The organism is Pseudomonas sp. (genome assembly GCF_041601375.1).
Taxonomy (GTDB): Bacteria; Pseudomonadota; Gammaproteobacteria; order Pseudomonadales; family Pseudomonadaceae; genus Aquipseudomonas.
In genome coordinates this window covers 1-21,648 of record NZ_JBFIIG010000020.1, presented here as the reverse complement: position 1 = coordinate 21,648, position 21,648 = coordinate 1, and the positions used below count along the sequence as shown (strand labels likewise).

The window sequence follows — 21,648 nt, the reverse complement described above, 5'->3', positions numbered from 1 at the left end:
ATGCTAATGACTGGAAAAAATGCCCTGGTAACCGGTGGCGGCCGTGGTATCGGCCGCGGCATCACCGCGAAACTCCTGGCCGCTGGCGCGCGGGTGCTGGTGGCCCAGCGTCAGGCGCTGGACGCGGAGCTGGCGAATAACCCGGAGGTGTTCTTCGTCGAGGCCGACCTGGCCGAGTCCGGCGCCCCGCGCCTGATCGCCCTGGCTGCGGCCGAGCTGATGGGCGGCATCGATGTGCTGGTGAACAACGCTGGCTTCATGTTCGAGCAGCCGATCGAGGCCATGAGCGAGCAGGACTGGGACCGGATGATGGTGGTCAACCTGCGTGCGCCTGTGTTCCTCGCCCGCGAGCTACTGGGGCAGATGCGTCAGCGCGGCGGTGGCAGCATCATCAACATCGGCTCGATCGAAGGCCTCGGCGCCAACCCGCAGCATGCCGCCTACTGCGCCTCCAAGGCCGGTATCCACGGTCTGACCCGGGCCCTGGCGGTGGACCTGGGCCGCGACGGGGTGCGCTGCAACGCCATCGCCCCGGGCTGGATCGACTCGGACCTGAGCAACGCCTACATCGATGTCCAGGCCGACCCGGTCGGGGCGCGCAAGGGCCTGCTGGCCATGCACCCGGTGGGCCGCACCGGCACGCCGCAGGACGTCGGCGGTGCGGTGGTGTTCCTCGCCTCCGACGAGGCCGCCTTCGTCACCGGTCAGGTGCTGGTGGTCGATGGTGGGCGCACCGCCAAGCTGCCCTTGCCGTTCTGAGCCTGCGCGAGCGGCCGGGCCGCCGCGCTGCATTGTCGGCTCGCAGGTGATGCGCGATGACTGCCTATGGTTAACTACTGCGTAGACGCTTCACTGCCTGCGAGTTATGACATGCGATCCTCCTTCGAGAGCTTGCTGAAGAACAAGAATATGGCGCACCTCGCCAAGAGGGACGGTGTGCCGGAGCTGCCGCTGCAGCGGGTTGCCTTCGTGCTGCTGGATAACTTTTCGATGATGGCTTTCACCGGGGCGGTGGACGCCCTGGTCACCGCCAACCTGATGAGCCCGACGCCGCTCTATGAGGTGCTGGTGGTCGGTGGCGCGAGCGAGGTGGTGGTCAGCGATCTGGGCATCGCCATTTCGGCCGGCTGCCGCCTGGAGGAGATGGACGAGAGGCGGCAGGACATCCTGGTCGTCTGCGGTGGTTTCCGGGTGCGCCTGCAGGCCGATCCACTGCTCAGGGCCAAGCTCAGATCGGCCGACGCCGCCGGCGCCATGCTCGGCGGCTTGTGGAACGGCGCCTATTTTCTCGCCGAGGCGGGGCTGCTGGATGGTTACGACTGCGCCTTCCATCCGGATGGGCGGGCGATGCTCGCCGAGCTGTTCCCCAAGGTGAAGTTGTCCAGCCATGCCTATGTGCTGGATCGCCAGCGGATCAGCTGTGCCGGTGCCAACAGCTCGCTGGGCATGATGCTGGAAGTGGTGCGCCGCGGCAGTGGCAGCAACCTGGTGAATGCCATCGAGCAAGTGCTGAGCTGCGACACCATGCAGGAAGTCCTGGATGTGTCGGTGGTGGCCGTCGACTACGACCCGACCCTGCCGCAGACGTTGAAAACGGCGCTGGAGCTGATGCACAACAATATCGACGAGCCGCTGACGGTGGATGAGCTGGCCAGCTGCGTGGGGATTTCCAGGCGTCAGCTCGAACGCCTGTTCTGCCGCCACGTCAATGCAACGCCCTCGCGTTACAGCCTGGAGCTGCGCTTGACCCGCGCCCGGCAGTTGCTGCAGCAGACCAACAAGTCGCTGGCCGATATCGCCGTCGCCAGCGGCTTTGTCAGCATTTCGCACTTCCGCCGCTGCTTTCGCGAGTTTTTCGAGATTTCCCCGGGGCGTTTTCGCGCCGCTTCACACAATCGGCGTTAACAGCAAGAGCGCCGCGCTCACACCAGGCTGAGCGGATAGGGCGGCGCGGACTCGCCGGGGGCAGACTGGCTGCCGGCACTGAACGCATCGGCGAGCAGCATCAGGGTCAAGCGATCGACTTTCGCGGGCTCGGCATTGAGTCTGGTGCTCAGCTCGACCTGGCGTTGTGCGATCAATTGCTTGAAGCCGCTGTCCGGTTCGCCATGGGCCTGTGCTGGGGCCGACGCCTGCTCGGGGCCGGCTGTCGTGGCCTCGGCAACCACCGGCTGCGGGCCCGCGGTCACCCGGCTCAAGAGGATCTGGAAATCCAGGTAGGCGCGGATGTCTGCCGGGCTGCTGCGGCTCGGGTTGCTGCCAAGGGCCGTCAGCGCGGTGCTGGAAGCGGTAACGCCATTAACCATGAGTCACTCGGTGCGGCCGCCAGGGGCCAAGTCTGTAGAAATGCCGCGCACTTGGTTATCGGCCGCTTGGCGGCCGGGTTGAAGATTTTTTCCGCGAATTTCCCGATGAGTAACCCATGGCCTGGCGCCACAATTCGTACGCAAGCCCTGGCCCGCACCTGGCCGAGTACGCTGCGGCCCGGGGCTGCCTTCCAACTGGCGCCGCGCAATTTGCCAGGCGACTGGGCGAGCAGGGGCCGCAGGCGCGGGTGTCGCGGCTGGATAGTTTGGCCTGCCTGGAGGCTGTTGCGGCGCAGGAGTCTGATCTAAGGTGCACCCATCTAGAAATCGAAACAGGAGCGATCGATATGTCTAATCAGCTGGCGCGTGGCGAGGCGTTTCGCGCCTTGCACCAGCGCGAAGGGTTGTTCGTGCTGCCCAATCCCTGGGATGCGGGGTCGGCGAAGATGCTCGCGGGCCTGGGCTTCGAGGCGCTGGCTACGACCAGTGCCGGATTGGCCTTTTCCCTGGGCCGCTGCGATGCAGAAGGCGCGGTCAGTTGCGAGGAGGCCCTGGCTAACGCTCGCGCTATCGTCGAGGCGACGCCGCTGCCGGTGGCCGCCGACCTGGAGAACGGCTATGGCGATGAACCGCAGCACTGCGCCGAAACCATCGCCCTGGCGGCGCAGATCGGCCTGGTTGGCGGTTCCATCGAGGATGCCACGGGGGATGCGCAGTCGCCGATCTATCCCTTCGAACTGGCGGTCGAGCGGATCCGCGCGGCGGTCGCGGCAGCCCGCTGCCTGCCATTCCCCTTCACCCTGGCGGCGCGGGCGGAAAATTACCTGCATGGCCACCCCGATCTGGACGACACCATCCGCCGCCTGGTGGCTTACGCCGAGGCGGGCGCCGATGTGCTCTATGCGCCGGGCCTGACTAGCCGCGAGGAAATCCTGGCGCTGGTCACGGCCGTGGCGCCGCGCCCGGTCAATGTTCTGGTGGGCTCGCCCAGTCTGCGCTTGTCGCTGGATGAGCTGGCCGAGCTGGGGGTGAAACGCGTCAGTCTCGGCTCCGGTTTGGCGCGAGTCGCCTATGGCGCCTTCTTCCAGGCGGCGCAGGAATTGGCCACTCGCGGCAGCCTGGTGGCGACCGGCCAGGGCATGCCGTTCGAGCGCATCAACAACCTGTTCAAGGCTTGAGAGCTTGTGAAAAAACTCTCGCCTACTGCGGCCGCCTCCAAGCGACCGCTGCAGCGTTGCACTACGAACGCCTGGAGACGGTCTCGCTACGGCGCTCGATATTTTCACAACCTCTGAGCGGGGTAGGGTTTGCGTCGTGTGCTGATGGTGCTTGTGTTGTTGAGTTTGTTTGGCGTGCCGCTGGCGGTCTATCAACAGTGGCTCGATGTGCCTGCGCGCTGGAATCCCCGGGTGCCACTGGATATCAGGGCCACGCCGAACCTGCTGACACCTTTCAAGCTCTGGCGTCTGGAGGATGACCCGGTGCTCTGTCAGCAGGCCCTGGCCACGTCGCCGCTGCGTTACACGGCGCTTCCCGATAGCAGTCCGGCGGTGGATTGCCCGCTGCAGAATGCCCTGCGGGTGCAGGCCTCCGGGGTGCGTTTCAGCAGCAGTTTTATCGCCACCTGCCCGCTGGCGGCGGCCTTTGCCCTGTTCGAGGGGCATGCCTTGCAGCCTGCCGCGCAGGAGGTGTTCGGTCAGCCGGTGGTGCGGGTCGAGCATGTCGGCAGCTTCGCCTGCCGCAGCATCGCGGGTAGCCAGCGCCGCAGCCAGCATGCCTCGGCTAATGCCCTGGATATCGTCGGCTTTCACCTGCAGGACGGTCGGCGCATCAGCGTGCTGCGCGACTGGCCGGGAGAGGGCGAGGCCGCGCGCTTCTTGCGCCTGGTGCATGAAGGCGCTTGCGCCAGCTTCAATGTCACCCTCGGGCCGGAGTACAACGCCGTCCATCGCGATCACTTGCATGTCGATATGGGGCTGTTCCGCATGTGCCGCTAGGAGGCTGTTACGAGGTTGCGCCAGGGAAATCGGCGCAAACAGGGCGAACTCGCTGCGGCCGGAACCTGTCGGGTCTGGCAGAATGTCGGGTCAACGATGATCGACCGTATCCAGGTCGAATTGCCTATTTTTTGAGCAGACTTCCCGATGAATGACGTACGGCCTGGTGCCACAATTCGCATGCAAGCCCTGGCCGCGCATCTGGCCGATGACGCTGCTGCATGGGCCGAGCGCCTGGGGTTGGCGCAGGAGGGCGAGGCCCAATTTGCCCTGCAACTGGGCGAGCAGGGGCTGCAGCTGGTCGAGTTGGGACCGCTGGCGCCGGGGCCGGTGCGGGTGGATTTCGTCGAGGGCGCGGTGGCGCATCGCCGGCTGTTCGGCGGCGGCACCGGGCAGATGATCGCCAAGGCGGTGGGCGTGCAGCCGGGCGTGCGCCCGCGGGTGCTGGATGTCACCGCCGGACTCGGTCGCGACGGCTTCGTCCTGGCCAGCCTGGGCTGCAACGTGACCCTGGTCGAGCGACAACCGCTGATCGCCGCCCTGTTGGAGGATGGCCTGGCCCGCGCCGCCAGCGACCGGGATGTCGGTCCGATCGTGGCGCGGATGCGCCTGCTGACCGGCAACGCGATCGAGCTGATGAACGCGTGGCAGGGCGAGCCGCCGCAGGTGATCTACCTCGACCCGATGTTCCCCCATCGCGACAAAAGCGCGTTGGTGAAGAAGGAAATGCGCCTGTTCCGCCCTTTCGTCGGTGACGACCTGGATGCCCCGGCGCTGCTTCAGGCCGCCCTGGCCCTGGCCAGCCACCGGGTGGTGGTCAAGCGCCCGCGCAAGGCGCCGATCATTGACGGCGGCAAACCCGGCTATGCGCTGGAAGGCAAATCCAGCCGCTATGACATCTATCCGTTGAGGAAGCTGCAAGCGTGAGGCAGCTTCAAGCTTCAAGCTTCAAGCCGCGCAGTGGGCAATAGGCTCGCGCGGAGTCAATCCGGGAGCGGTTTGTAGGCGCGGGATCTCCCCGGATTGCATTCGGGCTACGAACTGGGCCAGCTCGTGCGGGCGATGCCGGGCTTCGCGGAACTCGGCCGAACAGCCGTAGGGCGGGTGCAACCCGCCAGTGGCGACAAACACGGCGGGTTGCACCCGCCCTACGGTAGTACCACGTAGCCCGGATGCAGCCCGGGGGAGGCTGTACCCAACAAGCTCTCAGTCCGGCCGATAGGCGCGCAGGAACATCGCCACCGTGTTCTGCACATGGCGTTCGGCGTCTGCGCCTTGCTGCGGGCCGGCGCAGCCGATCAGCAGGCGGAAGTTGGCGCCACCCTTGATCAGGCAGAAGAACTGATCGGCGGCGCTGTGCGCATCGGCAATGCGCAACTGACCGGCCTGGTCGGCCTTGCTCAGTAGACCCTCCATCTCGCGGAGCAGGCGCTGCGGGCCGGCTTCGTAGAACATCAGCGACAGCTTCGGGTCCTGGCTGGCCAGGCCCATCATCAGCCGATGCATGTCCACCGATTCGCGGCTGTTGATCAGGGTGTGGAAGCCGCGGGCGATGTTCAGCAGCACGGTTTCGATCGGCACGCCGTCCGCTAGTTCGAAGACCGGCTCGGGCAGCTGCTCCTCGCACTTGGCCTTCACCGCAGCGGAGAACAGGGTCTCCTTGTCGGTGAAGTGGCTGTACACCGTGAGCTTGGATACCCCGGCTTCGGCGGCGATGGCGTCCATGCTGCTGCCGTCGTAACCGTGGCGCAGGAACAGTGTTTTCGCCGCTTCCAGGATGGCCTGACGCTTGACGAGGTCTTTTGGGCGGCCGGGGCCGCTGGACGGTAACAACTTGTTTGGCATTGGCTGCTTTTAATACTGGACTGGTGAGTTTGCTATTTTTACTATACGCGTCGGTACAAATATTCCAAACCTTCGCGAAAGGTCACTCGTCATGTTGCGCCATGCCTTGTTCATCAGTCTCATCGCTCTGCTCGCTGCCTGTGGTAATGGTGAGCCGGTCGAGCAGTCTATCCGTCCCGCCATGGTGGTGCAGCCGCAACCTGCGACTGAAATGATGGACGCCTATGCCGGAGAGGTGCGTGCGCGCCTGGAGCCCGAGCTGGCCTTCCGCATCGCTGGCAAGGTGGCCAAGCGCCTGGTCGAGGTGGGTGATCATGTGCGCAAGGATCAGCCGCTGGCCGAGCTGGATCCGCAGGATGTGCGCTTGCAGCTCGAGGCCATGCGCGCGCAAGTCGCCGCGGCCGAGGCCAATCTGCAGCTGGTGCGCGCCGAGCGTGACCGCTACCAGACCCTGCTGGCGCGCCAATTGGTCAGCCGCTCGCAATACGACAATTCCGAGAACCTCTATCGCTCCGGTCAGGCGCGCCTCAAGCAGATCAAGGCCGAGTTCGACGTGGCCAGCAATCAGGCCGGTTACGCGGTGCTGCGCGCCTCGCAGGACGGCGTGATCGCCCGGCGCATGGTCGAGGTCGGCCAGGTGGTGGCGGCGGGGCAGACGGTGTTCACCCTGGCCGCCGATGGCGAGCGTGAAGTCTCGATCAGCCTGCCCGAGCAAGCCTTCGAGCGCTTCAAGGTCGGCCAGCCAGTGGCGGTCGAACTCTGGTCGCAGCCGGATCGGCGTTTCCCCGGGCGGATTCGCGAGATATCCCCGGCGGCCGACTCGCAGTCGCGCACCTTTGCCGCGCGCGTGGCCTTCAGCGCAGGTGAGGTGCCGGCCGAGCTGGGCCAGAGCGCGCGGGTGTTCATCGCCCACAACGGCGAAGTGCCGCTGTCGGTGCCGCTGTCGGCGCTGACCGCGGAGAAAGGCCAGCCCTATGTCTGGGTGGTCGATCCCAAGGATTCCACGCTCAAGCGCACGCATGTGCGCATCGGTGCCTATGCCGAGAACAGCGTGCCGGTGCTGGAGGGCCTGCAGGCGCAGGACTGGGTGGTCGCCGCCGGCGTGCAGGTGCTGCGCGAAGGCCAGCAGGTGCGCCCGGTCGACCGTGCTAACCGCATGGTCAAGCTGGCAGCGAAGGAGTAGCCCCCGATGGATTTCAACCTGTCCGCCTGGGCGCTGCGCAATCGTCAGATCGTGCTCTACATCATGCTGTTGCTGGCCGTAGTCGGCGGTATTTCTTATACCAAGCTGGGCCAGAGCGAAGACCCGCCGTTCACCTTCAAGGCCATGGTGGTGCGCACCAGTTGGCCGGGAGCGAGCGCCGAGGAAGTCGCCCGCCAGGTCACCGAGCGCATCGAAAAGAAGCTGATGGAGACCGGCGAGTACGACAAGATCGTGTCCTTCTCGCGTCCCGGCGAGTCCCAGGTGACCTTCATGGCGCGCGACTCGATGCGCTCCAAGGATATCCCCGACCTGTTCTATCAGGTGCGCAAGAAGGTCGGCGACATTCGCCACACCTTGCCGCCGGGCGTTCAGGGGCCGTTCTTCAACGACGAGTTCGGCACCACCTTCGGTAACATCTACGCGCTGACCGGCGCAGGCTTCGACTACGCGGTGCTCAAGGACTATGCCGACCGCGTGCAGCTGCAACTGCAGCGGGTCAAGGACGTCGGCAAGGTCGAGCTGCTCGGCCTGCAGGACGAGAAGATCTGGATCGAGCTGTCCAACACCAAGCTGGCCACCCTCGGCCTGCCGCTGGCCGTGGTGCAGCAGGCGCTGGAAGAGCAGAACGCGGTGGCGGCGGCCGGCTTCTTCGAAACCGTCTCGGACCGGGTGCAGCTGCGGGTGACCGGGCGCTTCGAGTCGGTCGAGGAGATCCGCAACTTCCCGATCCGGGTGGCCGAGCGGAGCTTCCGCATCGGCGATGTGGCCGAGGTCAAGCGCGGCTTCAACGACCCACCGGCGCCGCGCATGCGCTTCATGGGCGAGGACGCCATCGGCCTGGCGGTGTCGATGAAGGCCGGCGGCGACATCCTGGTGCTGGGCGAGGCCCTGGAAGTCGACTTCGCCCGCCTGCAGGAAACCCTGCCGGCCGGCATGCAGCTGCGCAAAGTCTCCGATCAACCGGCGGCGGTGAAGACCGGTGTCGGCGAGTTCATCCGTGTGCTCACCGAGGCGGTGATCATCGTCCTGCTGGTGAGCTTCTTCTCCCTCGGCCTGCGCACCGGCCTGGTGGTGGCGCTGTCGATCCCGCTGGTGTTGGCGATGACCTTCGCCGCCATGTACTACCTGGGCATCGGTCTGCACAAGATCTCCCTCGGCGCACTGGTGCTGGCGCTGGGCCTGATGGTCGACGACGCGATCATTGCCGTGGAGATGATGGCGATCAAGATGGAGCAGGGTTACGACCGCCTCAAGGCCGCCAGTTTCGCCTGGACCAGCACCGCCTTCCCGATGCTCACCGGTACCCTGATCACCGCCGCCGGCTTCCTGCCGATCGCCACCGCGATGTCCGGCACCGGCGAGTACACCCGCTCGATCTTCCAGGTGGTGACCATCGCCCTGTTGGTATCGTGGATCGCCGCGGTGGTCTTCGTGCCCTATCTGGGCGCCAAGCTGCTGCCGGACCTGGCCAAGCTGCACGCGGCCAAGCATGGTGGCAGCGCCGCGGGCCATGATCCCTACTCGACGCCGTTCTATCAGCGCGTGCGGCGCACCGTGCAGTGGTGCGTGCGCCGGCGCAAGACGGTGATAGTGCTGACCCTCGCGCTGTTCGTCGCCTCGCTCATGCTGTTCCGCTTCGTGCCCCAGCAGTTCTTCCCGGCCTCCGGGCGCCTGGAACTGATGGTCGACCTCAAGCTCGGCGAAGGCGCCTCCTTGAACGCCACCGCAGAGCAGGTCGAGCGTCTCGAGCAACTGCTCGACGGCCACGCCGGCATCGACAACTACGTGGCCTATGTCGGCACCGGCTCGCCGCGCTTCTACCTGCCGCTCGACCAGCAGTTGCCGGCCGCCAGCTTCGCCCAGTTCGTGGTGCTGGCGAACAGCATCGAGGAACGCGAACAGATCCGCAGTTGGCTGATCGACACCCTGCGCGAGGAGTTCCCGACCCTGCGCACGCGCATCTCGCGCCTGGAGAACGGCCCGCCGGTCGGCTATCCGGTGCAGTTTCGCGTCTCCGGCGAGCATATCGACGAGGTTCGCGCGCTAGCCCGTGAAGTGGCGGACAAGGTGCGCGACAATCCGCACGTGGCCAACGTCCACCTGGACTGGGAGGAGCCGAGCAAGGTGGTGCGCCTGAACATCGACCAGGAGCGCGCCCGCGTCATGGGCGTGAGCACCGCCGACCTGTCGCGCTTCCTGCAGAGCTCGCTGACCGGTGCGCCGGTCAGCCAGTACCGCGAAGGCAACGAACTGATCCAGATCCTCCTGCGCGGCACGCGCAGCGAGCGCCAGCAACTCGGGCTGCTGCCGAGCCTGGCGGTGCCCACCGAAAATGGCATGAGCGTGCCGCTGGCGCAGATCGCCATCCTCGAATACGGTTTCGAGGAAGGGGTGATCTGGCACCGCAACCGCCTGCCGACCGTCACCGTGCGCGCCGACGTCTACGGGAAAGAGCAGCCGGCCAGCCTGGTCAAGCAGATCCTGCCGACCCTGGAGCCGATCCGCGCGGCGCTGCCCGACGGTTACCTGCTCGACGTCGGCGGCACCGTGGAGGATTCGACGCGCGGGCAGGCCTCGGTGAATGCCGGGGTGCCGCTGTTCATCGTGGTGGTGCTGACCCTGCTGATGCTGCAGCTGAAAAGCTTCTCGCGTTCGGCCATGGTGTTCCTCACCGCGCCCCTGGGGCTGATCGGCGTGACCCTGTTCCTGCTGATCTTCCGTCAGCCGTTCGGCTTCGTCGCCATGCTCGGCACCATCGCCCTGTCCGGCATGATCATGCGCAACTCGGTGATCCTGGTCGACCAGATCGAGCAGGACAGAAGCGCCGGCCTGGACAGCTGGAACGCCATCATCGAAGCCACGGTGCGGCGCTTCCGCCCCATCGTGCTGACCGCCCTGGCGGCGGTGCTGGCGATGATCCCGCTGTCGCGCAGCGTGTTCTTCGGGCCGATGGCGGTGGCGATCATGGGTGGCCTGGTGGTCGCCACGGCGCTGACCCTGCTGTTCCTGCCGGCGCTCTATGCCGCCTGGTTCCGGGTCAAGCAAGAGCCAGGCCCGACGGTTTAACCCGCCCGCTGCGCCGAGCAACGCCGTTCACTTGGCTCAAGTGAGCGGCGTTTTTTGTAGGGCCTATGTGGGTATGCCGGTTCTGCCAGGCCGAAGGGTCGACGCCGCCCTTCAGGTAGCCGAATAAGTTGCCAAGTGCAGTGCACACCGCCAGGCATTCGCCGATGGCGTTGGCGCTACAAATCCCTCTGTTAGCCCCGTTCTGCGCGGCGCCGAACCGATGCTGGCGGGCGCTGTCCGCCCACATCTCGGGCTCAAGCTGTTACCGTTGTTGCAGGCAGTTGCCGGCAGGCGTGGTCTTTTGCGCGTGAATCCGTTGCGTTGCAGGCCTGATTCCTGCGCTGGTTTGTCTTCTGCTGCTCATTGCATGGGTTGCACTAAATTGCATGAATTCAGGGAGACTTCGCATGCCGCTGAAAAATACCGTCCACTTGATCGCCTATCCCGACCGCATCGGTGCGGACCTGGCTGACCTGGCCAATTTCGTCGAGCACAAGCTCGGTCGCGCGGTGGGCGGGGTGCATGTTCTGCCGCCCTTTCCGTCGAATGCCGACAGTGGTTTCTCGCCGCTGACACACAAGCGCATCGACCCGGCGCTGGGCGATTGGGCTGACATCGAGCGCCTGACCGCGCACTACGACGTCTGTCTGGATCTGGTACTCAATCACCTGGCCGATGACTCGCCGGAGTTCCAGGACTACCTGGAAAAGGGCAAGGCCTCGGAGTGGGCCGAGATGTTCGTCGATGTCGACAGCCTGGGCGAGATCGGCCCGGACGACCTGGCCAAGATCCACATCCGCAAGGAAAAGGAACCGTTCCGCGATATCACCTTTGCCGACGGCACCACCGGGCGGGTCTGGTGCACCTTCACCGAGCGCCAAATCGACCTCAACTACGACTCGCCGGTGACCTACCAGATGATGGCCGACACCATCACCTTTCTCGCCGAGCGCGGGGTCAAGCTGTTGCGTCTGGATGCCTTCGGCTACACCACCAAGAAGATCGGCACCAGCTGCTTTCTGGTCGAGCCGCAGGTGTGGCAGATCCTCGACTGGTTCAAGAGCACGGCGGCGAGCAATGGCATTGAGATACTCCCGGAGGTGCACGACCACCCGAGTTGGCAGTACGCCATCTCGGCGCGCGGCATGTGGTCCTATGCCTTCGCGCTGCCGCCCCTGCTGCTGTACACGCTGCTCGACGGCAACAGCCAGTACCTCAAGTCCTGGCTGCGCATGTGCCCGCACAACCAGATCACCGTGCTCGATACCCACGACGGCATCTGCATTCCCGATGTGGAGGAAATTCTTCCGCGCGAGCATATCGAGGCGCTGATCCAGAACGTCTCGGAACGCAGCGCCGACCCCATCCTGCGCCGTTCGGCCGCCAACGTGCACAGCGTCGGCGCGATCTACCAGCTCACCTGTACCTTCTTCGATGCCCTGCAGGGCAACGAGGACGCCTACATCGCCGCCCGGGCGATCCAGTTCTTTACCCCCGGCATTCCGCAGGTCTACTACGTCGGCTTGCTGGCGGGCCACAACGACACCGAGCTGCTGGAGGAAACCGGCGAGGCGCGGGAAATCAACCGCCACTACTATTCCCTGGACGAGGCCGAGCAGGCCTTGCAAGCGCCCGTGGTGCAGCGTCTGCTGAGCCTGATGGAGCTGCGCTCGACCCACCCGGCCTTTGCCGGCGAGTTCGAGCTGCACCAGTCGAACGTGTCGAGCGTGTCCATGGGCTGGCGCTCCGGCGAGCATTGCTGTCACCTGTATGTCGACCTGAATTTCCGCACCGCCACCGTGACCTGCACTGACCCGGAGGGCGGCGAGGAGACGACCTTCAGGTGCTGAGCCGGCTGTTTTGTTGAATTCAGGATTGAAGACAAACAGCCAAATAACCACCGGATGGGTTGAGAGATACCCATGCGGTTGTTTGTCCGCCGGGTTGATGGGTATCGCTGCGCTCAACCCATCCTGGTATCTCGACTATTGCCTCCCAAAGAGACGATAGTTCCCGACTGATCATCGGGGGAGGTGGGTGACAGGCAGCGAAGAGGCCGCCAATCATCGTCTGCGTGCGCCGCCTCGGGCCCTGAAGGACTACAGCCGGTCTAGTGGAGCGGAGGCGGGCTGACGACTTCGCTGTCGTATGGAAAGACCTCGTCATATCGCTCCGGCAAGGCACCCTTCGCCCGCAACTGGTCGATAGCCCGGTCCAGGTCGTCGCGCAGCTGGCTGGCGCGGGGCGAAGCCATGGCATAGGCGATGGTGAAGTCCTGCTGCAGCAGCGTCACCGAGGGTAGCACCGGTAGCTTGCTCTCCTTGAAAGCCGCCTCCGCCGGATCCAGGTAATCGAGCAGGTAGTCGGCCCGGTGCAACTCCATCATCTGCACCGCCGCTACATGGGTGGGGGCTGTTACTAGAACGATGCCATTGGCCGGCTTCCTGGCCAGGGCCGCCAGCGGCGAGCCGGGATACCTCAGGCCCTGGATGCGCAGCACCCGGACATCGCGTAAATCCTCCAGTTGGGCCGGTGGCGGGTGATCCTTGTAGTACAGATTGAGCATCACCCGGGCAACCAGATAGCGACTACGCAAGGTGTATGCCGACATCAGCGGATGGCGGATCAGCGAGGGGCTCATCTCGATTTGGCCAGTTTCCATCGACTTGAACAGGCGGTTGGTGGGGTATTCGGTAAATTGTGTCCGATAGCCGGCCTGTTGCGCCACCAGCTGCAGGAAATCGAGCAAATGTCCGGCCGGCTGACCCTGCTCGTCGGTATAGGTATAGGGCGGGAACTCGAGATAACCCACGCGGATAGGCGGCTGCCCGGCAGCCGTTGCGGCCTGCGCCACAGCCAGCTGAGTGCAGCAAAGGGTGACGGCTAGAGCGGCGGCTAGTAGTCGGGGGACAAGCGTGGTCGGCATGGGGGTCTCTACTGGTAGTGGTACTGATCAGGGTAGCCGATCTGCTAGGAGAATCCTGCAATTGACCCGCATGCAACGGCAGTACGATCCTGACCTGCGACCGGCAATCCGGCGCAACGACTTTCGTGTTTTTGAGTGGCTGCCGGGGTCGACTGGCCCGTAGGCGGTCACTCGCCGCAGGCGGTGCACCATGGATAGCACGCAAGCGCGGATCCGGCGGGCTGTCGCCGTGCTCCTCGTCCCCAGATCAACTTCCAGCACATCCCCGCCCAACCACACCGGCCAGACGCGCAGGGCTATGCAGGGCAGAGGGGCGCCAGACATATTGTTCCATAACCAAGGGTCTTCTCCGCCCACAAAAAAGCCAGACCCAAATCTGGCCTTTTTCACATCTGCCTTCCTACAGCGCCCCGAACACCTTTTTGGCCAAACTGGTCGCCGCAGCCGCCGGATTCTGGCGGATGCTGGCTTCCTGCTGGGCGATCATCGCGAACAGGCCGTCCAGCGCCTGTTCGGTGACGTAATTCTCGATAGTGGCGCTCTTCGCGTCGATCACGCCGAAGCTCGCGGCCTGGCCGGCGAAGGTGTTGTATTGCTGGGCCAGGCCGACCTGGTCGGTGGCCTGCTTGACGATCGGCAGGAAGCGCGCGCGGATCTGTTCGCGGCTGCTCTGGTTCAGGTATCGGGTGGCCGAATCCTGCGGACCGGCGAGGATGCTCTTGGCGTCCTGCACGGTCATCTTCTTCACCGCATCCACCAGCAGCGCCTGGGCCTGGGGGACGGCGGCTTCGGCGGCCTGGTTCATGCTGGTTTCCAGTTGGGTCACTTGGGCACCCATGCCCATCATCTGCATGGTTTTTGCCACCTTGCCGAGGTTGCCCGGCAGTTCGATGCGCACCTGTGGGTTGTTGCTGAAGCCGCCGGGCGTGCCCAGTTGCTTGACCGCCACCTGGGCGCCCTGGATCAAGGCGTCCTTGAGCCCGCCGCTGGCGTCCTGCTGGGACAGGTCGGCGAGCGACAGGGCGAAGGCGCTGGCAGACAGGGCCAGGCCGGCAACGAGGGCAGTGATGCGAAACATGGGGAGATCCTTCTTGCGCTGAGGTATGCCGTGAGGGTAGCGGAGCGGGGCGGTGGTGCAAAACGCTGGGAGGCTGTGAACAAACGCTCGCCTACTGCGACCGTCTCGACGAAGTTACGCCCTGCGCTCCGTCCCAATACTTCGAGCAGTCCACGATCCGTAGGGTGTCACTCGCCGCAGGCAGTGCACCAGGGTTCACCGGCGCGGCACCAAGCTGGCGGGCTGTCGCTGCGCTCCGAGGCCGCCCTACCCGCAGGCAGCGCGCCATGGATGGCAGGTACGACACACAATCCGGCGGGTTGTCGCTACGCTCCGAACGGTTCGCCCTACGCACCGCGCCGGATGTTGAGCGGCCGAATCCGCGCTCAGCAACCGCGCAACGGTTCGCCTGCCATCAACGGCTGACGGCTGCAATCACGGAAATTTCTACCAGCAATTCGGGGCTGGCCATCGCTGCTTCTACACAGGCGCGAGCGGGGGCGAAGCCTGACGGCACCCAGCTGTCCCACACGCTGTTCATCTCGGCGAACAGGCTCATGTCCTTGATGTAGATGGTGGCGGACAGAATCTGTTGGCGATTGCTGCCGACCGATGCCAGTAGCGTATCGACCTTGGCCAGCATGGTCCGCGTTTGCTCCTCAATTCCGGCGCTGCGGTCTTCTGCCACCTGCCCGCACAAATAGGCGGTCTGGTTATGCACCACGACTCGGCTCATGCGTGCGCTGGTTTCGTATCGGGTAATGCTCATGAAAGCTCCTGTGAGGGTTCGATTCTGGGATGACACACCGAGCTTAGCGGGGCCGGGCGGATAAACCTATGCTGAAGCTGTGAGCGGTTGTGATCAATCCGCGTCTGCTGCTGCGGCCGCCTGCAAACGCCCGGCGTCGGTTTCGCGCAAGTGCTGGATTGTTCCACAAGCGCTGCACGCGCTCCGTCGCAGTCATTCAGCCCGGCTGCATAGCCGATGCGAGGCTAAGCGCATGTCGCGAATACTCCCGCTCCTGGCAATACTTGCCGCCTTCTACGTGGCGATCTGTGCGGCTGTGTGGGTGTTTCAGCGCAGCCTCATCTATTTCCCGCAACCGCTTGCCATCAGTCACCCCGACACCCTGCTCAGGCTGGCGGTGGACGATGGCGAGGTGCTGGTATCGGTCCGGCCGCACGCCGGCCCGAATGCCTTGATCTACTTCGGCGGCAATGCCGAGGACGTTTCGCTGAACCTGCCCGAGTTCGCTCAGGCCTTTCCCGAGCACGCGCTCTACTTGATGCACTACCGCGGCTATGGCGGCAGCACCGGGTCGCCCTCCGAGGAGGCGATCCAGCGCGATGCCCTGGCCTTGTTCGACCGGGTGCACGCCGCGCACCCGCGGATCGTGGTGATGGGCCGCAGCCTGGGCTCGGGGGTCGCCGTGCGTCTGGCCAGCCAGCGCCCGGCCTCGCGCCTGGTGTTGATCACGCCGTTCGACAGCCTGCTGGGGTTCGCCACGCGGCAGTTTCCCTACCTGCCGATCAAGTGGCTGCTCAAGGACAAGTTCGAATCAACCACCTACGCCGCGCGAATCCGGGTGCCGACCCTGCTGGTCGCGGCCGAGCACGATGAAATCATCCCGCGTGCCAGTACCGAGGCGCTCTACCGGCATTTCCCGCCCGGCGTGGCTAGGCTCGAGGTGATCCCGGGCAAGGGCCATAACTCGATTTCCGAGAGCCCCGCGTACCTGCCATTGCTCCGCGCCGCGATGTAAGCGGATTTTGTAGCCGGGTTCAGCTGCAGCGTAATCCGGGGGATTTCCCGGATGGCGCCAAGGCTTATCCAGGCTTCGGGCCTGCAAAAAGCATCGCGGGCATGGCCCGCTCCTACGATGTCTACGTCCTGCGAGGCTTGCGCATCAACACAGGATCTACGGTTTTTATCCGCCATCGCTATTGAAGGTGGATAAGGCCTCATCCACCGTCTCGCAGAACTAGCGGGTTACGCCGGCGAACTTGGCGGGGCGGCGCAGTTGCGCCGGCCTCAGAACAGGCCGAGCTGGCCGCCAACCAGGCGGGCGAAGTCGTCGCCGACGAACGGCAGGATGGCGTCGGCCACCGGCTGCAGCTGGCGGGTCAGGTAATGCTCGTAGTCGATGCTCGCCCGCCGGGATTCCAGCGGTTCGGGGCCGGCCAGGGTGATCACATAGCTGATCCAGCCGCCGTTCTGGTACTGGCGCGGGCGGCCGTGCTGGTCGTTGTATGCGTCGGCCATGCGCGCGGCGCGCACATGCGGCGGCACATTGCGCTGGTAGTCGTCCAGGCGGCGGCGCAAGCGCTTGCGGTAGATCAGCAGCTCATCGAGCTGGCCGGCCAGGGTGCGACGCACGTAGTCGCGGATATAGTCCTGGTAGGGCTGGCGGTTGAAGATCAGCAGGTACAGCTCGCGCTGGAACTGCCGGGCCAGCGGCGACCAGTCGCTACGCACCGTTTCCAGGCCCTTGAAGACCATCTCGCTGCTGCCGTCCGGTGCCACGACCAGGCCGGCGTAGCGCTTCTTGCTGCCCTCTTCGGCGCCGCGGATGGTCGGCATCAGGAAGCGGCTGTAATGGGTCTCGAACTGCAGTTCCAGCGCGCTCTCCAGGTCGTACTCGCGGCGCAGGTGCTCGCGCCACCACTGGTTGACGCGCTGCACCAGGGCGCGGCCGATCTGCGCCGCCTCGTCCTCGCCATGGGCGCGCCTGAGCCAAACGAAGGTGGAATCGGTGTCGCCGTAGATCACCGCATGGCCTTCGGCCTCGATCAGCTCGCGGGTCCGACGCATGATCTCGTGGCCGCGCAGGGTGATGGAGGAGGCCAGGCGCGGGTCGAAGAAGCGGCAGCCGCTGGAGCCGAGCACGCCATAGAAGGCGTTCATGATGATCTTCAGCGCCTGCGACAGCGGCGCGTTGCCCTCGCGCTTGGCCGTCTCGCGGCCCTGCCAGACGCTCTCGACGATGGCCGGCAGGCAATGCCGGGTGCGCGAGAAACGCGCACCGCGAAAGCCCGGCACCGATTCGCTGTCCTCGGGGTGGCGCATGCCCTCGATCAGCCCCAGCGGATCGATCAGGAAGGTGCGGATGATCGACGGGTACAGGCTCTTGTAGTCGAGCACCAGCACCGACTCGTACAGACCGGGCTGCGAGTTCATCACGAAGCCGCCGGGGCTGGCCTCCGGCGGCCGCTCGCCGAGGTTCGGCGCGACGAAGCCCTGGCGGTGCATCAGCGGCATGTACAGGTGGCAGAAGGCCGCCACCGAACCGCCGCTGCGGTCGGCGGGCAGGCCGGTGACGGTGGCGCGCTCGAGCAGGAAGGTGAGAATTTCGGTCTTGGCGAAGATCCGCGTAACCAGCTCGCAGTCCTTGAGGTTGTAGCGCGCCAGGGCGGGCTTGTCCTCGGCGAACATGCGGTCGATCTCGTCCATGCGCTGGTAGGGCGTGGCGATGTCCTTGCCTTCGCCGAGCAGGCTCTGCGCGACGTTCTCCAGGCTGAACGAGGCGAAGCTCCAGGTCGCCGAACGCAGCGCCTCGATGCCGTCGATGATCAGGCGTCCGGCGGCCTCGGCGAAGAAGTGATTGTTGCGGCTGCCATGCTCGCGCCAACCCATCGCATCGCCGCCGCGGCCGAGCTGCAAGGGTACCTGCAGGCGCTGGGCATGCTCGTGCAACACGCGCAGGTCGAACTGCACCAGGTTCCAGCCGATGATCGCATCGGGGTCATGGGCGGCGAGCCACTGGTTGAGCCTTTCCAGCAGCTGCCGACGGCTGGCGCAGTACTCGAGGGCAAAGTCGCGCGGCGTCTCCACGCCGTTGGCCGGTCCGAGCATATACACCTGGCGCTGGCCACAGCCTTCCAGGGCGATGGAGTACAGCTCGCCCTGGGCATTGGTCTCGATGTCCAGGGACGCCAGGCGCAAGCGCGGGCGATAGGCCGGCGCGGGTTTCAGCTGCGCCTCGAGCAGCATGCCGCTGGTGTCCGGCGTGCCGCCGAAGCACACCGGCGCGGTGATGAAGCGCTCCATCAGGTAGCGTTCCGGCGGGCGGATATCGGCCTCGAACACCTCGACTCCGGCCTTGCGCAGCAGCTTGTCGATATTCATCAACTGACGATGCTGGCGGCAATACAGGCCGAGCACCGGCCGGTGGTGGAAATCGCACAGGCCCAGCGGACGCAACTCGACGTCACGCTCGCCGCGCAGCAGCGCCTCGGCCAGCGCGCGCTGCTCGGCAGGAATAAAGGCCACCGAAGGCTGGCAGGGCAGGCGCAGATGCCGCGGCCCCGCGTCGGTCGCCAGCCAGAATTCGACCTGGGTGCCGGCGGGGGTATCGCGCCAATGTCGGGTCAGGACGAAGCCCTGCTGTAAATCCACCGCTGCAACCTCAAGTCCTTGTTTCAACCTGCGATTCTACGTGGCATGGGGCGCGATTGCGCGGGCAGGGCGGCGGGGCGGATTTTATGACGGCTATGTACCCGTTACGGGTTGTACGCCAAGGTAGGGTGGGCTGAAGCGGACCGCTGCCCAGCCCGCCCTGGAAAATTGCTGTTCAACCAATAACGGGTGCGTAGCCATTGAAAATGGGACGAAATCGCCGACGCAATCCATCAGGCAGCATGCTCCCTGGCATGCCCTAGCGCCGGCCGGCCAATGCCGCGGTAGAGGAAACCCAATTCCGCGAGCTGTTTGGCGTCATAGATGTTGCGGCCGTCGAACAGCACGGGCATGCGCATAGAACCGCGAATCCGCACGAAGTCCGGCTGGCGGAACTGCTTCCATTCGGTAACCAGCACCACCGCATCGGCGCCTTCTGCCACGCTGTAGAGCGATGCGCTCAAGCTCAGCTGGCCGCTCGCAATGGCCTGGGCATAACGTGCCGCCACAGCCGCGGTGGCGACCGGGTCGCAGGCTTGCACCAGCGCCCCGGCGGCGAGCAGGGCATCGAGCAACACCAGGCTCGGCGCCTCGCGCAGGTCATCGGTGCCAGGCTTGAACGCCAGGCCCCAGAGGGCCACGACGCGCCCCTGCAGGTGCCCGGAAAAATGCTCGCGCAGCGCCTGGAACAGCAAGGTTTTCTGCAGCGCATTGCGGGCTTCGACTGCACGCAAAATGCCCGGCTCGATACCCTCCTGCTCGGCCGCGCGGATCAGGGCGCGCACATCCTTGGGGAAACAGGAGCCGCCATAGCCGCAGCCGGCATAGATGAAATGGGTGCCGATGCGCTTGTCGCTGCCGATGCCGCGGCGGACTTCCTCGATATCCACACCCAGGCGCGCGCACAGCCCCGCCATCTCGTTGATAAAGGAAATCTTGGTGGCGAGAAAGGCATTGGCCGCGTACTTGCTGAACTCGGCGGCGCGTACGCTCATGCACAGCAGGCGCTCGTGATTGCGCAAAAAAGGCGCGTACAAACGGCGCAGCAGCTCGCTGCCGGCCGGCTCATCGCAGCCAATGAGCACCCGGTCCGGGCGCATGAAATCATCGATCGCCGAGCCTTCCTTGAGGAACTCCGGGTTGCTGGCCAGTATCACCCTGAAGCCCTTGCCGCGTTGCCCCAGACGCGCATTGATGCGCTGCGCCACGCGCTCGGCGGTGCCCACCGGTACCGTGGATTTATCCACCACCAGGCAGGCCTGTTGCAGGCGCTCGCCCAGCTCGTCGGCCACGGCCAGGACATGCGACAGGTCGGCCGAGCCGTCCTCCCCGCTTGGCGTCCCCACGGCGATAAAGACGATCTCGGCGCGTTCGATGCCCGTCGCCAGGTGCTGGCTGAAACTCAGTTGGCCACTGGCCAGATGGGCCTTGAGCAGGGGTTCGAGACCGGGCTCGTAGATCGCTGCCTCGCCGCGCGCCAGGCGCGCCACACGCGAGCCGTCGCGCTCGACGCAGACTACCCGGTTACCCATTTCGGCAAAACAGGCCGCCGACACCAGCCCGACATAACCCGCCCCGATCACGCAAATTCGCATCGCCGCATCCTCTCCATGAGTTGCAGCGATTGCAGCTAAAACTGGTGGCAGGCGTATGACAGGGGCACGACAATCCCGTGACCGGGCACAGGGGCGCGCGAGCGACGGCGCCCAGGGTCAGCAGAAGCGTCGCACCGCATCGGCCAGATCCTTGGCCAGCAAGGCACCGGGCGCCTTGCTTTCGTCGCCGGCGCGGTACTTGCCGGTCTGCACCAGGCAAGCCTGAAGACCGGCCTTTTGCGCGCCCAGTACATCGCTCTCGACATCGTCGCCGATCATCAAGGCCTCGCCGGCCGGCACGCCGAGCTCCTCCAGGACGCCGGCGAAGAACGCAGCTGAGGGTTTGCCCAGGACCTGCGCCTGGACCCCGGCGGCATACTCCAGCGCGTGGACAAAGGGCCCGGCGTCCAGGTGCAGGGCGCCATGGCTGTGGAAGTAGCGGTTGTCGCCCATGGCCAGCAGCGGCGCGCCGTCCAGCAGCAGGTGGAAGGCGTGCTCCAGGTGGGCGTAGTCGAAGCGTTCCTCGGCGTCGCCGAGCACCACCGCATTGGCTGCGGGCAGCTCGAGCAGGTCGGCGAACTCCTCTTCGAGGTTGCGGTGAATCAGGCAGTACGGCCGCAAGTCATGGGTCTGCAGGTAATGGCGCACGGCGCGCGGGGCGCTGTAGATCTGCTCGGGCTGCAAGGCATAGCCCATGCCAGTCAGTTGCCGGTAAACCTCGGCGCAGGTCAGGCGCGAGGTATTGGTCACCAGGCGCAGGGGGTAGCCCTTGGCCTGCAGCGCCGCAACTGCCGGCACCGAACCGGGTAGGGGGTTCGCGTCCTGGTAGAGCACCCCGCTGATATCCAGCAGCATCGCCTGTGGCATGGTTTTCTCCTCCACTCAGAGGTTGTGAAAGCTCTCCATCGTCGCGCTACCTGTGTCTGCAACCGCCATAGCCCAGGCCGGTCAGTTCGGCCCGAACCGGCGGCATTGCCGCTTCAATCATGCTCCCGCCACAGCACAAGCAAAACAAGGGGGGCAGGGCTTGCCTTTTGCCTTCACGAGACCAATAAGCAAAAGGCAAGACCTGACGACCCGATGTTGACTTGTCGTTTTGAAAAACCAGGGCCTACCCCCTACTATTCCCCCGTATCGACCCGTGTTGCTCAAGGAAGAAGAAATGCAAGGTAGTTGTTTATGTGGCGCCATCGAGTACGCCATCGAGGGCATCGATATGCCTATCAGCCATTGCCACTGCCGCAGTTGCAGAAAGG

At 65.2% G+C, this 21,648-nt stretch carries 17 protein-coding genes; 9 read left to right on the top strand and 8 right to left on the bottom strand.

Features of this window, described 5'->3' with window-relative positions; all coding sequences use genetic code 11:
* Both ABZE94_RS05010 and ABZE94_RS05005 read left to right on the top strand, forming a co-directional pair.
* On the top strand, nt 1-759 hold the full coding sequence (locus ABZE94_RS05010) for an SDR family NAD(P)-dependent oxidoreductase (RefSeq protein ID WP_372874427.1): 759 nt from the start codon (nt 1-3) through the stop codon (nt 757-759).
* 111 nt (nt 760-870) lie between these two features.
* Nucleotides 871-1,905, top strand: coding sequence for a GlxA family transcriptional regulator (locus ABZE94_RS05005; RefSeq protein ID WP_372874426.1), 1,035 nt, complete (start codon nt 871-873; stop codon nt 1,903-1,905).
* Nucleotides 1,906-1,922: 17 nt separating this feature from the next.
* Here ABZE94_RS05005 and ABZE94_RS05000 read toward each other — a convergent pair whose 3' ends face one another.
* The gene (locus tag ABZE94_RS05000) at nt 1,923-2,306 is read right to left on the bottom strand and encodes a hypothetical protein (RefSeq protein WP_372874425.1); all 384 of its coding nucleotides are present in this window, start codon (nt 2,304-2,306) and stop codon (nt 1,923-1,925) included.
* Between the two features lie 347 nt (nt 2,307-2,653).
* Between ABZE94_RS05000 and ABZE94_RS04995 the strand changes: the two genes are divergently transcribed.
* The 3 genes from ABZE94_RS04995 to ABZE94_RS04985 all read left to right on the top strand — a co-directional run bounded on the left by ABZE94_RS04995 (nt 2,654) and on the right by ABZE94_RS04985 (nt 5,230).
* Nucleotides 2,654-3,484, top strand: a complete 831-nt coding sequence (locus tag ABZE94_RS04995) for an isocitrate lyase/phosphoenolpyruvate mutase family protein (protein WP_372874424.1) — start codon at nt 2,654-2,656, stop codon at nt 3,482-3,484.
* Between the two features lie 144 nt (nt 3,485-3,628).
* On the top strand, nt 3,629-4,303 hold the full coding sequence (locus ABZE94_RS04990) for an extensin family protein (protein WP_372874442.1): 675 nt from the start codon (nt 3,629-3,631) through the stop codon (nt 4,301-4,303).
* A 147-nt stretch (nt 4,304-4,450) separates the two neighbouring features.
* Nucleotides 4,451-5,230 (top strand): class I SAM-dependent methyltransferase, encoded by a 780-nt coding sequence (locus ABZE94_RS04985; RefSeq protein ID WP_372874423.1) that lies wholly within the window; start codon nt 4,451-4,453, stop codon nt 5,228-5,230.
* A 279-nt stretch (nt 5,231-5,509) separates the two neighbouring features.
* Here the strand turns inward: ABZE94_RS04985 and ABZE94_RS04980 are convergent, their stop codons facing one another.
* A complete protein-coding gene (locus ABZE94_RS04980) occupies nt 5,510-6,148 on the bottom strand; it encodes a TetR/AcrR family transcriptional regulator (protein WP_372874422.1) in 639 nt (212 codons plus the stop codon).
* 91 nt (nt 6,149-6,239) lie between these two features.
* Between ABZE94_RS04980 and ABZE94_RS04975 the strand changes: the two genes are divergently transcribed.
* The 3 genes from ABZE94_RS04975 (at nt 6,240) to gtfA (ending at nt 12,268) form a co-directional block, all read left to right on the top strand.
* A complete protein-coding gene (locus ABZE94_RS04975; RefSeq protein ID WP_372874421.1) occupies nt 6,240-7,331 on the top strand; it encodes an efflux RND transporter periplasmic adaptor subunit in 1,092 nt (363 codons plus the stop codon).
* A gap of 6 nt (nt 7,332-7,337) precedes the next feature.
* Entirely contained in the window at nt 7,338-10,418 is a 3,081-nt protein-coding gene (locus tag ABZE94_RS04970) for an efflux RND transporter permease subunit (protein ID WP_372874420.1), read from the top strand.
* A 407-nt stretch (nt 10,419-10,825) separates the two neighbouring features.
* Entirely contained in the window at nt 10,826-12,268 is a 1,443-nt protein-coding gene (gene gtfA / locus ABZE94_RS04965) for a sucrose phosphorylase (RefSeq protein WP_372874419.1), read from the top strand.
* Nucleotides 12,269-12,528: 260 nt separating this feature from the next.
* Here gtfA and ABZE94_RS04960 read toward each other — a convergent pair whose 3' ends face one another.
* The 3 genes from ABZE94_RS04960 to ABZE94_RS04950 all read right to left on the bottom strand — a co-directional run bounded on the left by ABZE94_RS04960 (nt 12,529) and on the right by ABZE94_RS04950 (nt 15,170).
* Nucleotides 12,529-13,230 (bottom strand): substrate-binding periplasmic protein, encoded by a 702-nt coding sequence (locus ABZE94_RS04960; RefSeq protein ID WP_372874418.1) that lies wholly within the window; start codon nt 13,228-13,230, stop codon nt 12,529-12,531.
* A gap of 514 nt (nt 13,231-13,744) precedes the next feature.
* The gene (locus ABZE94_RS04955) at nt 13,745-14,422 is read right to left on the bottom strand and encodes a DUF4197 domain-containing protein (protein WP_372874417.1); all 678 of its coding nucleotides are present in this window, start codon (nt 14,420-14,422) and stop codon (nt 13,745-13,747) included.
* Nucleotides 14,423-14,816: 394 nt separating this feature from the next.
* Entirely contained in the window at nt 14,817-15,170 is a 354-nt protein-coding gene (locus tag ABZE94_RS04950) for a RidA family protein (protein WP_372874416.1), read from the bottom strand.
* A gap of 232 nt (nt 15,171-15,402) precedes the next feature.
* Here ABZE94_RS04950 and ABZE94_RS04945 point away from each other — a divergent pair, with 232 nt between their 5' ends.
* The gene (locus tag ABZE94_RS04945; protein WP_372874415.1) at nt 15,403-16,164 is read left to right on the top strand and encodes an alpha/beta hydrolase; all 762 of its coding nucleotides are present in this window, start codon (nt 15,403-15,405) and stop codon (nt 16,162-16,164) included.
* 269 nt (nt 16,165-16,433) lie between these two features.
* Here ABZE94_RS04945 and ABZE94_RS04940 read toward each other — a convergent pair whose 3' ends face one another.
* The 3 genes from ABZE94_RS04940 to ABZE94_RS04930 form a co-directional block, all read right to left on the bottom strand.
* Complete coding sequence (locus ABZE94_RS04940; RefSeq protein ID WP_372874414.1) at nt 16,434-18,797, bottom strand: DNA polymerase II; 2,364 nt, start codon at nt 18,795-18,797, stop codon at nt 16,434-16,436.
* A gap of 233 nt (nt 18,798-19,030) precedes the next feature.
* Nucleotides 19,031-20,392, bottom strand: a complete 1,362-nt coding sequence (locus ABZE94_RS04935) for a UDP-glucose/GDP-mannose dehydrogenase family protein (RefSeq protein ID WP_372874413.1) — start codon at nt 20,390-20,392, stop codon at nt 19,031-19,033.
* Nucleotides 20,393-20,509: 117 nt separating this feature from the next.
* Nucleotides 20,510-21,259 carry a TIGR01458 family HAD-type hydrolase gene (locus ABZE94_RS04930; RefSeq protein ID WP_372874412.1) on the bottom strand — a complete coding sequence of 250 codons (750 nt, stop codon included), beginning with the start codon at nt 21,257-21,259 and terminating at the stop codon, nt 20,510-20,512.
* Between the last annotated feature and the right edge of the window lie 389 nt (nt 21,260-21,648).

Coding starts and splice junctions, on each gene's coding strand:
- ABZE94_RS04995 (WP_372874424.1), top strand. CDS start 2,654: ATGTCTAATCAGCTGGCGCGTGGCGAGGCGTTTCGCGCCTTGCACCAG.
- ABZE94_RS04985 (WP_372874423.1), top strand. CDS start 4,451: ATGAATGACGTACGGCCTGGTGCCACAATTCGCATGCAAGCCCTGGCC.
- gtfA (WP_372874419.1), top strand. CDS start 10,826: ATGCCGCTGAAAAATACCGTCCACTTGATCGCCTATCCCGACCGCATC.
- ABZE94_RS04935 (WP_372874413.1), bottom strand. CDS start 20,392: ATGCGAATTTGCGTGATCGGGGCGGGTTATGTCGGGCTGGTGTCGGCG.
- ABZE94_RS05005 (WP_372874426.1), top strand. CDS start 871: ATGCGATCCTCCTTCGAGAGCTTGCTGAAGAACAAGAATATGGCGCAC.
- ABZE94_RS04955 (WP_372874417.1), bottom strand. CDS start 14,422: ATGTTTCGCATCACTGCCCTCGTTGCCGGCCTGGCCCTGTCTGCCAGC.
- ABZE94_RS04950 (WP_372874416.1), bottom strand. CDS start 15,170: ATGAGCATTACCCGATACGAAACCAGCGCACGCATGAGCCGAGTCGTG.
- ABZE94_RS04945 (WP_372874415.1), top strand. CDS start 15,403: ATGTCGCGAATACTCCCGCTCCTGGCAATACTTGCCGCCTTCTACGTG.
- ABZE94_RS04980 (WP_372874422.1), bottom strand. CDS start 6,148: ATGCCAAACAAGTTGTTACCGTCCAGCGGCCCCGGCCGCCCAAAAGAC.
- ABZE94_RS04930 (WP_372874412.1), bottom strand. CDS start 21,259: ATGCCACAGGCGATGCTGCTGGATATCAGCGGGGTGCTCTACCAGGAC.
- ABZE94_RS04990 (WP_372874442.1), top strand. CDS start 3,629: ATGGTGCTTGTGTTGTTGAGTTTGTTTGGCGTGCCGCTGGCGGTCTAT.
- ABZE94_RS05010 (WP_372874427.1), top strand. CDS start 1: ATGCTAATGACTGGAAAAAATGCCCTGGTAACCGGTGGCGGCCGTGGT.
- ABZE94_RS04975 (WP_372874421.1), top strand. CDS start 6,240: ATGTTGCGCCATGCCTTGTTCATCAGTCTCATCGCTCTGCTCGCTGCC.
- ABZE94_RS04970 (WP_372874420.1), top strand. CDS start 7,338: ATGGATTTCAACCTGTCCGCCTGGGCGCTGCGCAATCGTCAGATCGTG.
- ABZE94_RS05000 (WP_372874425.1), bottom strand. CDS start 2,306: ATGGTTAATGGCGTTACCGCTTCCAGCACCGCGCTGACGGCCCTTGGC.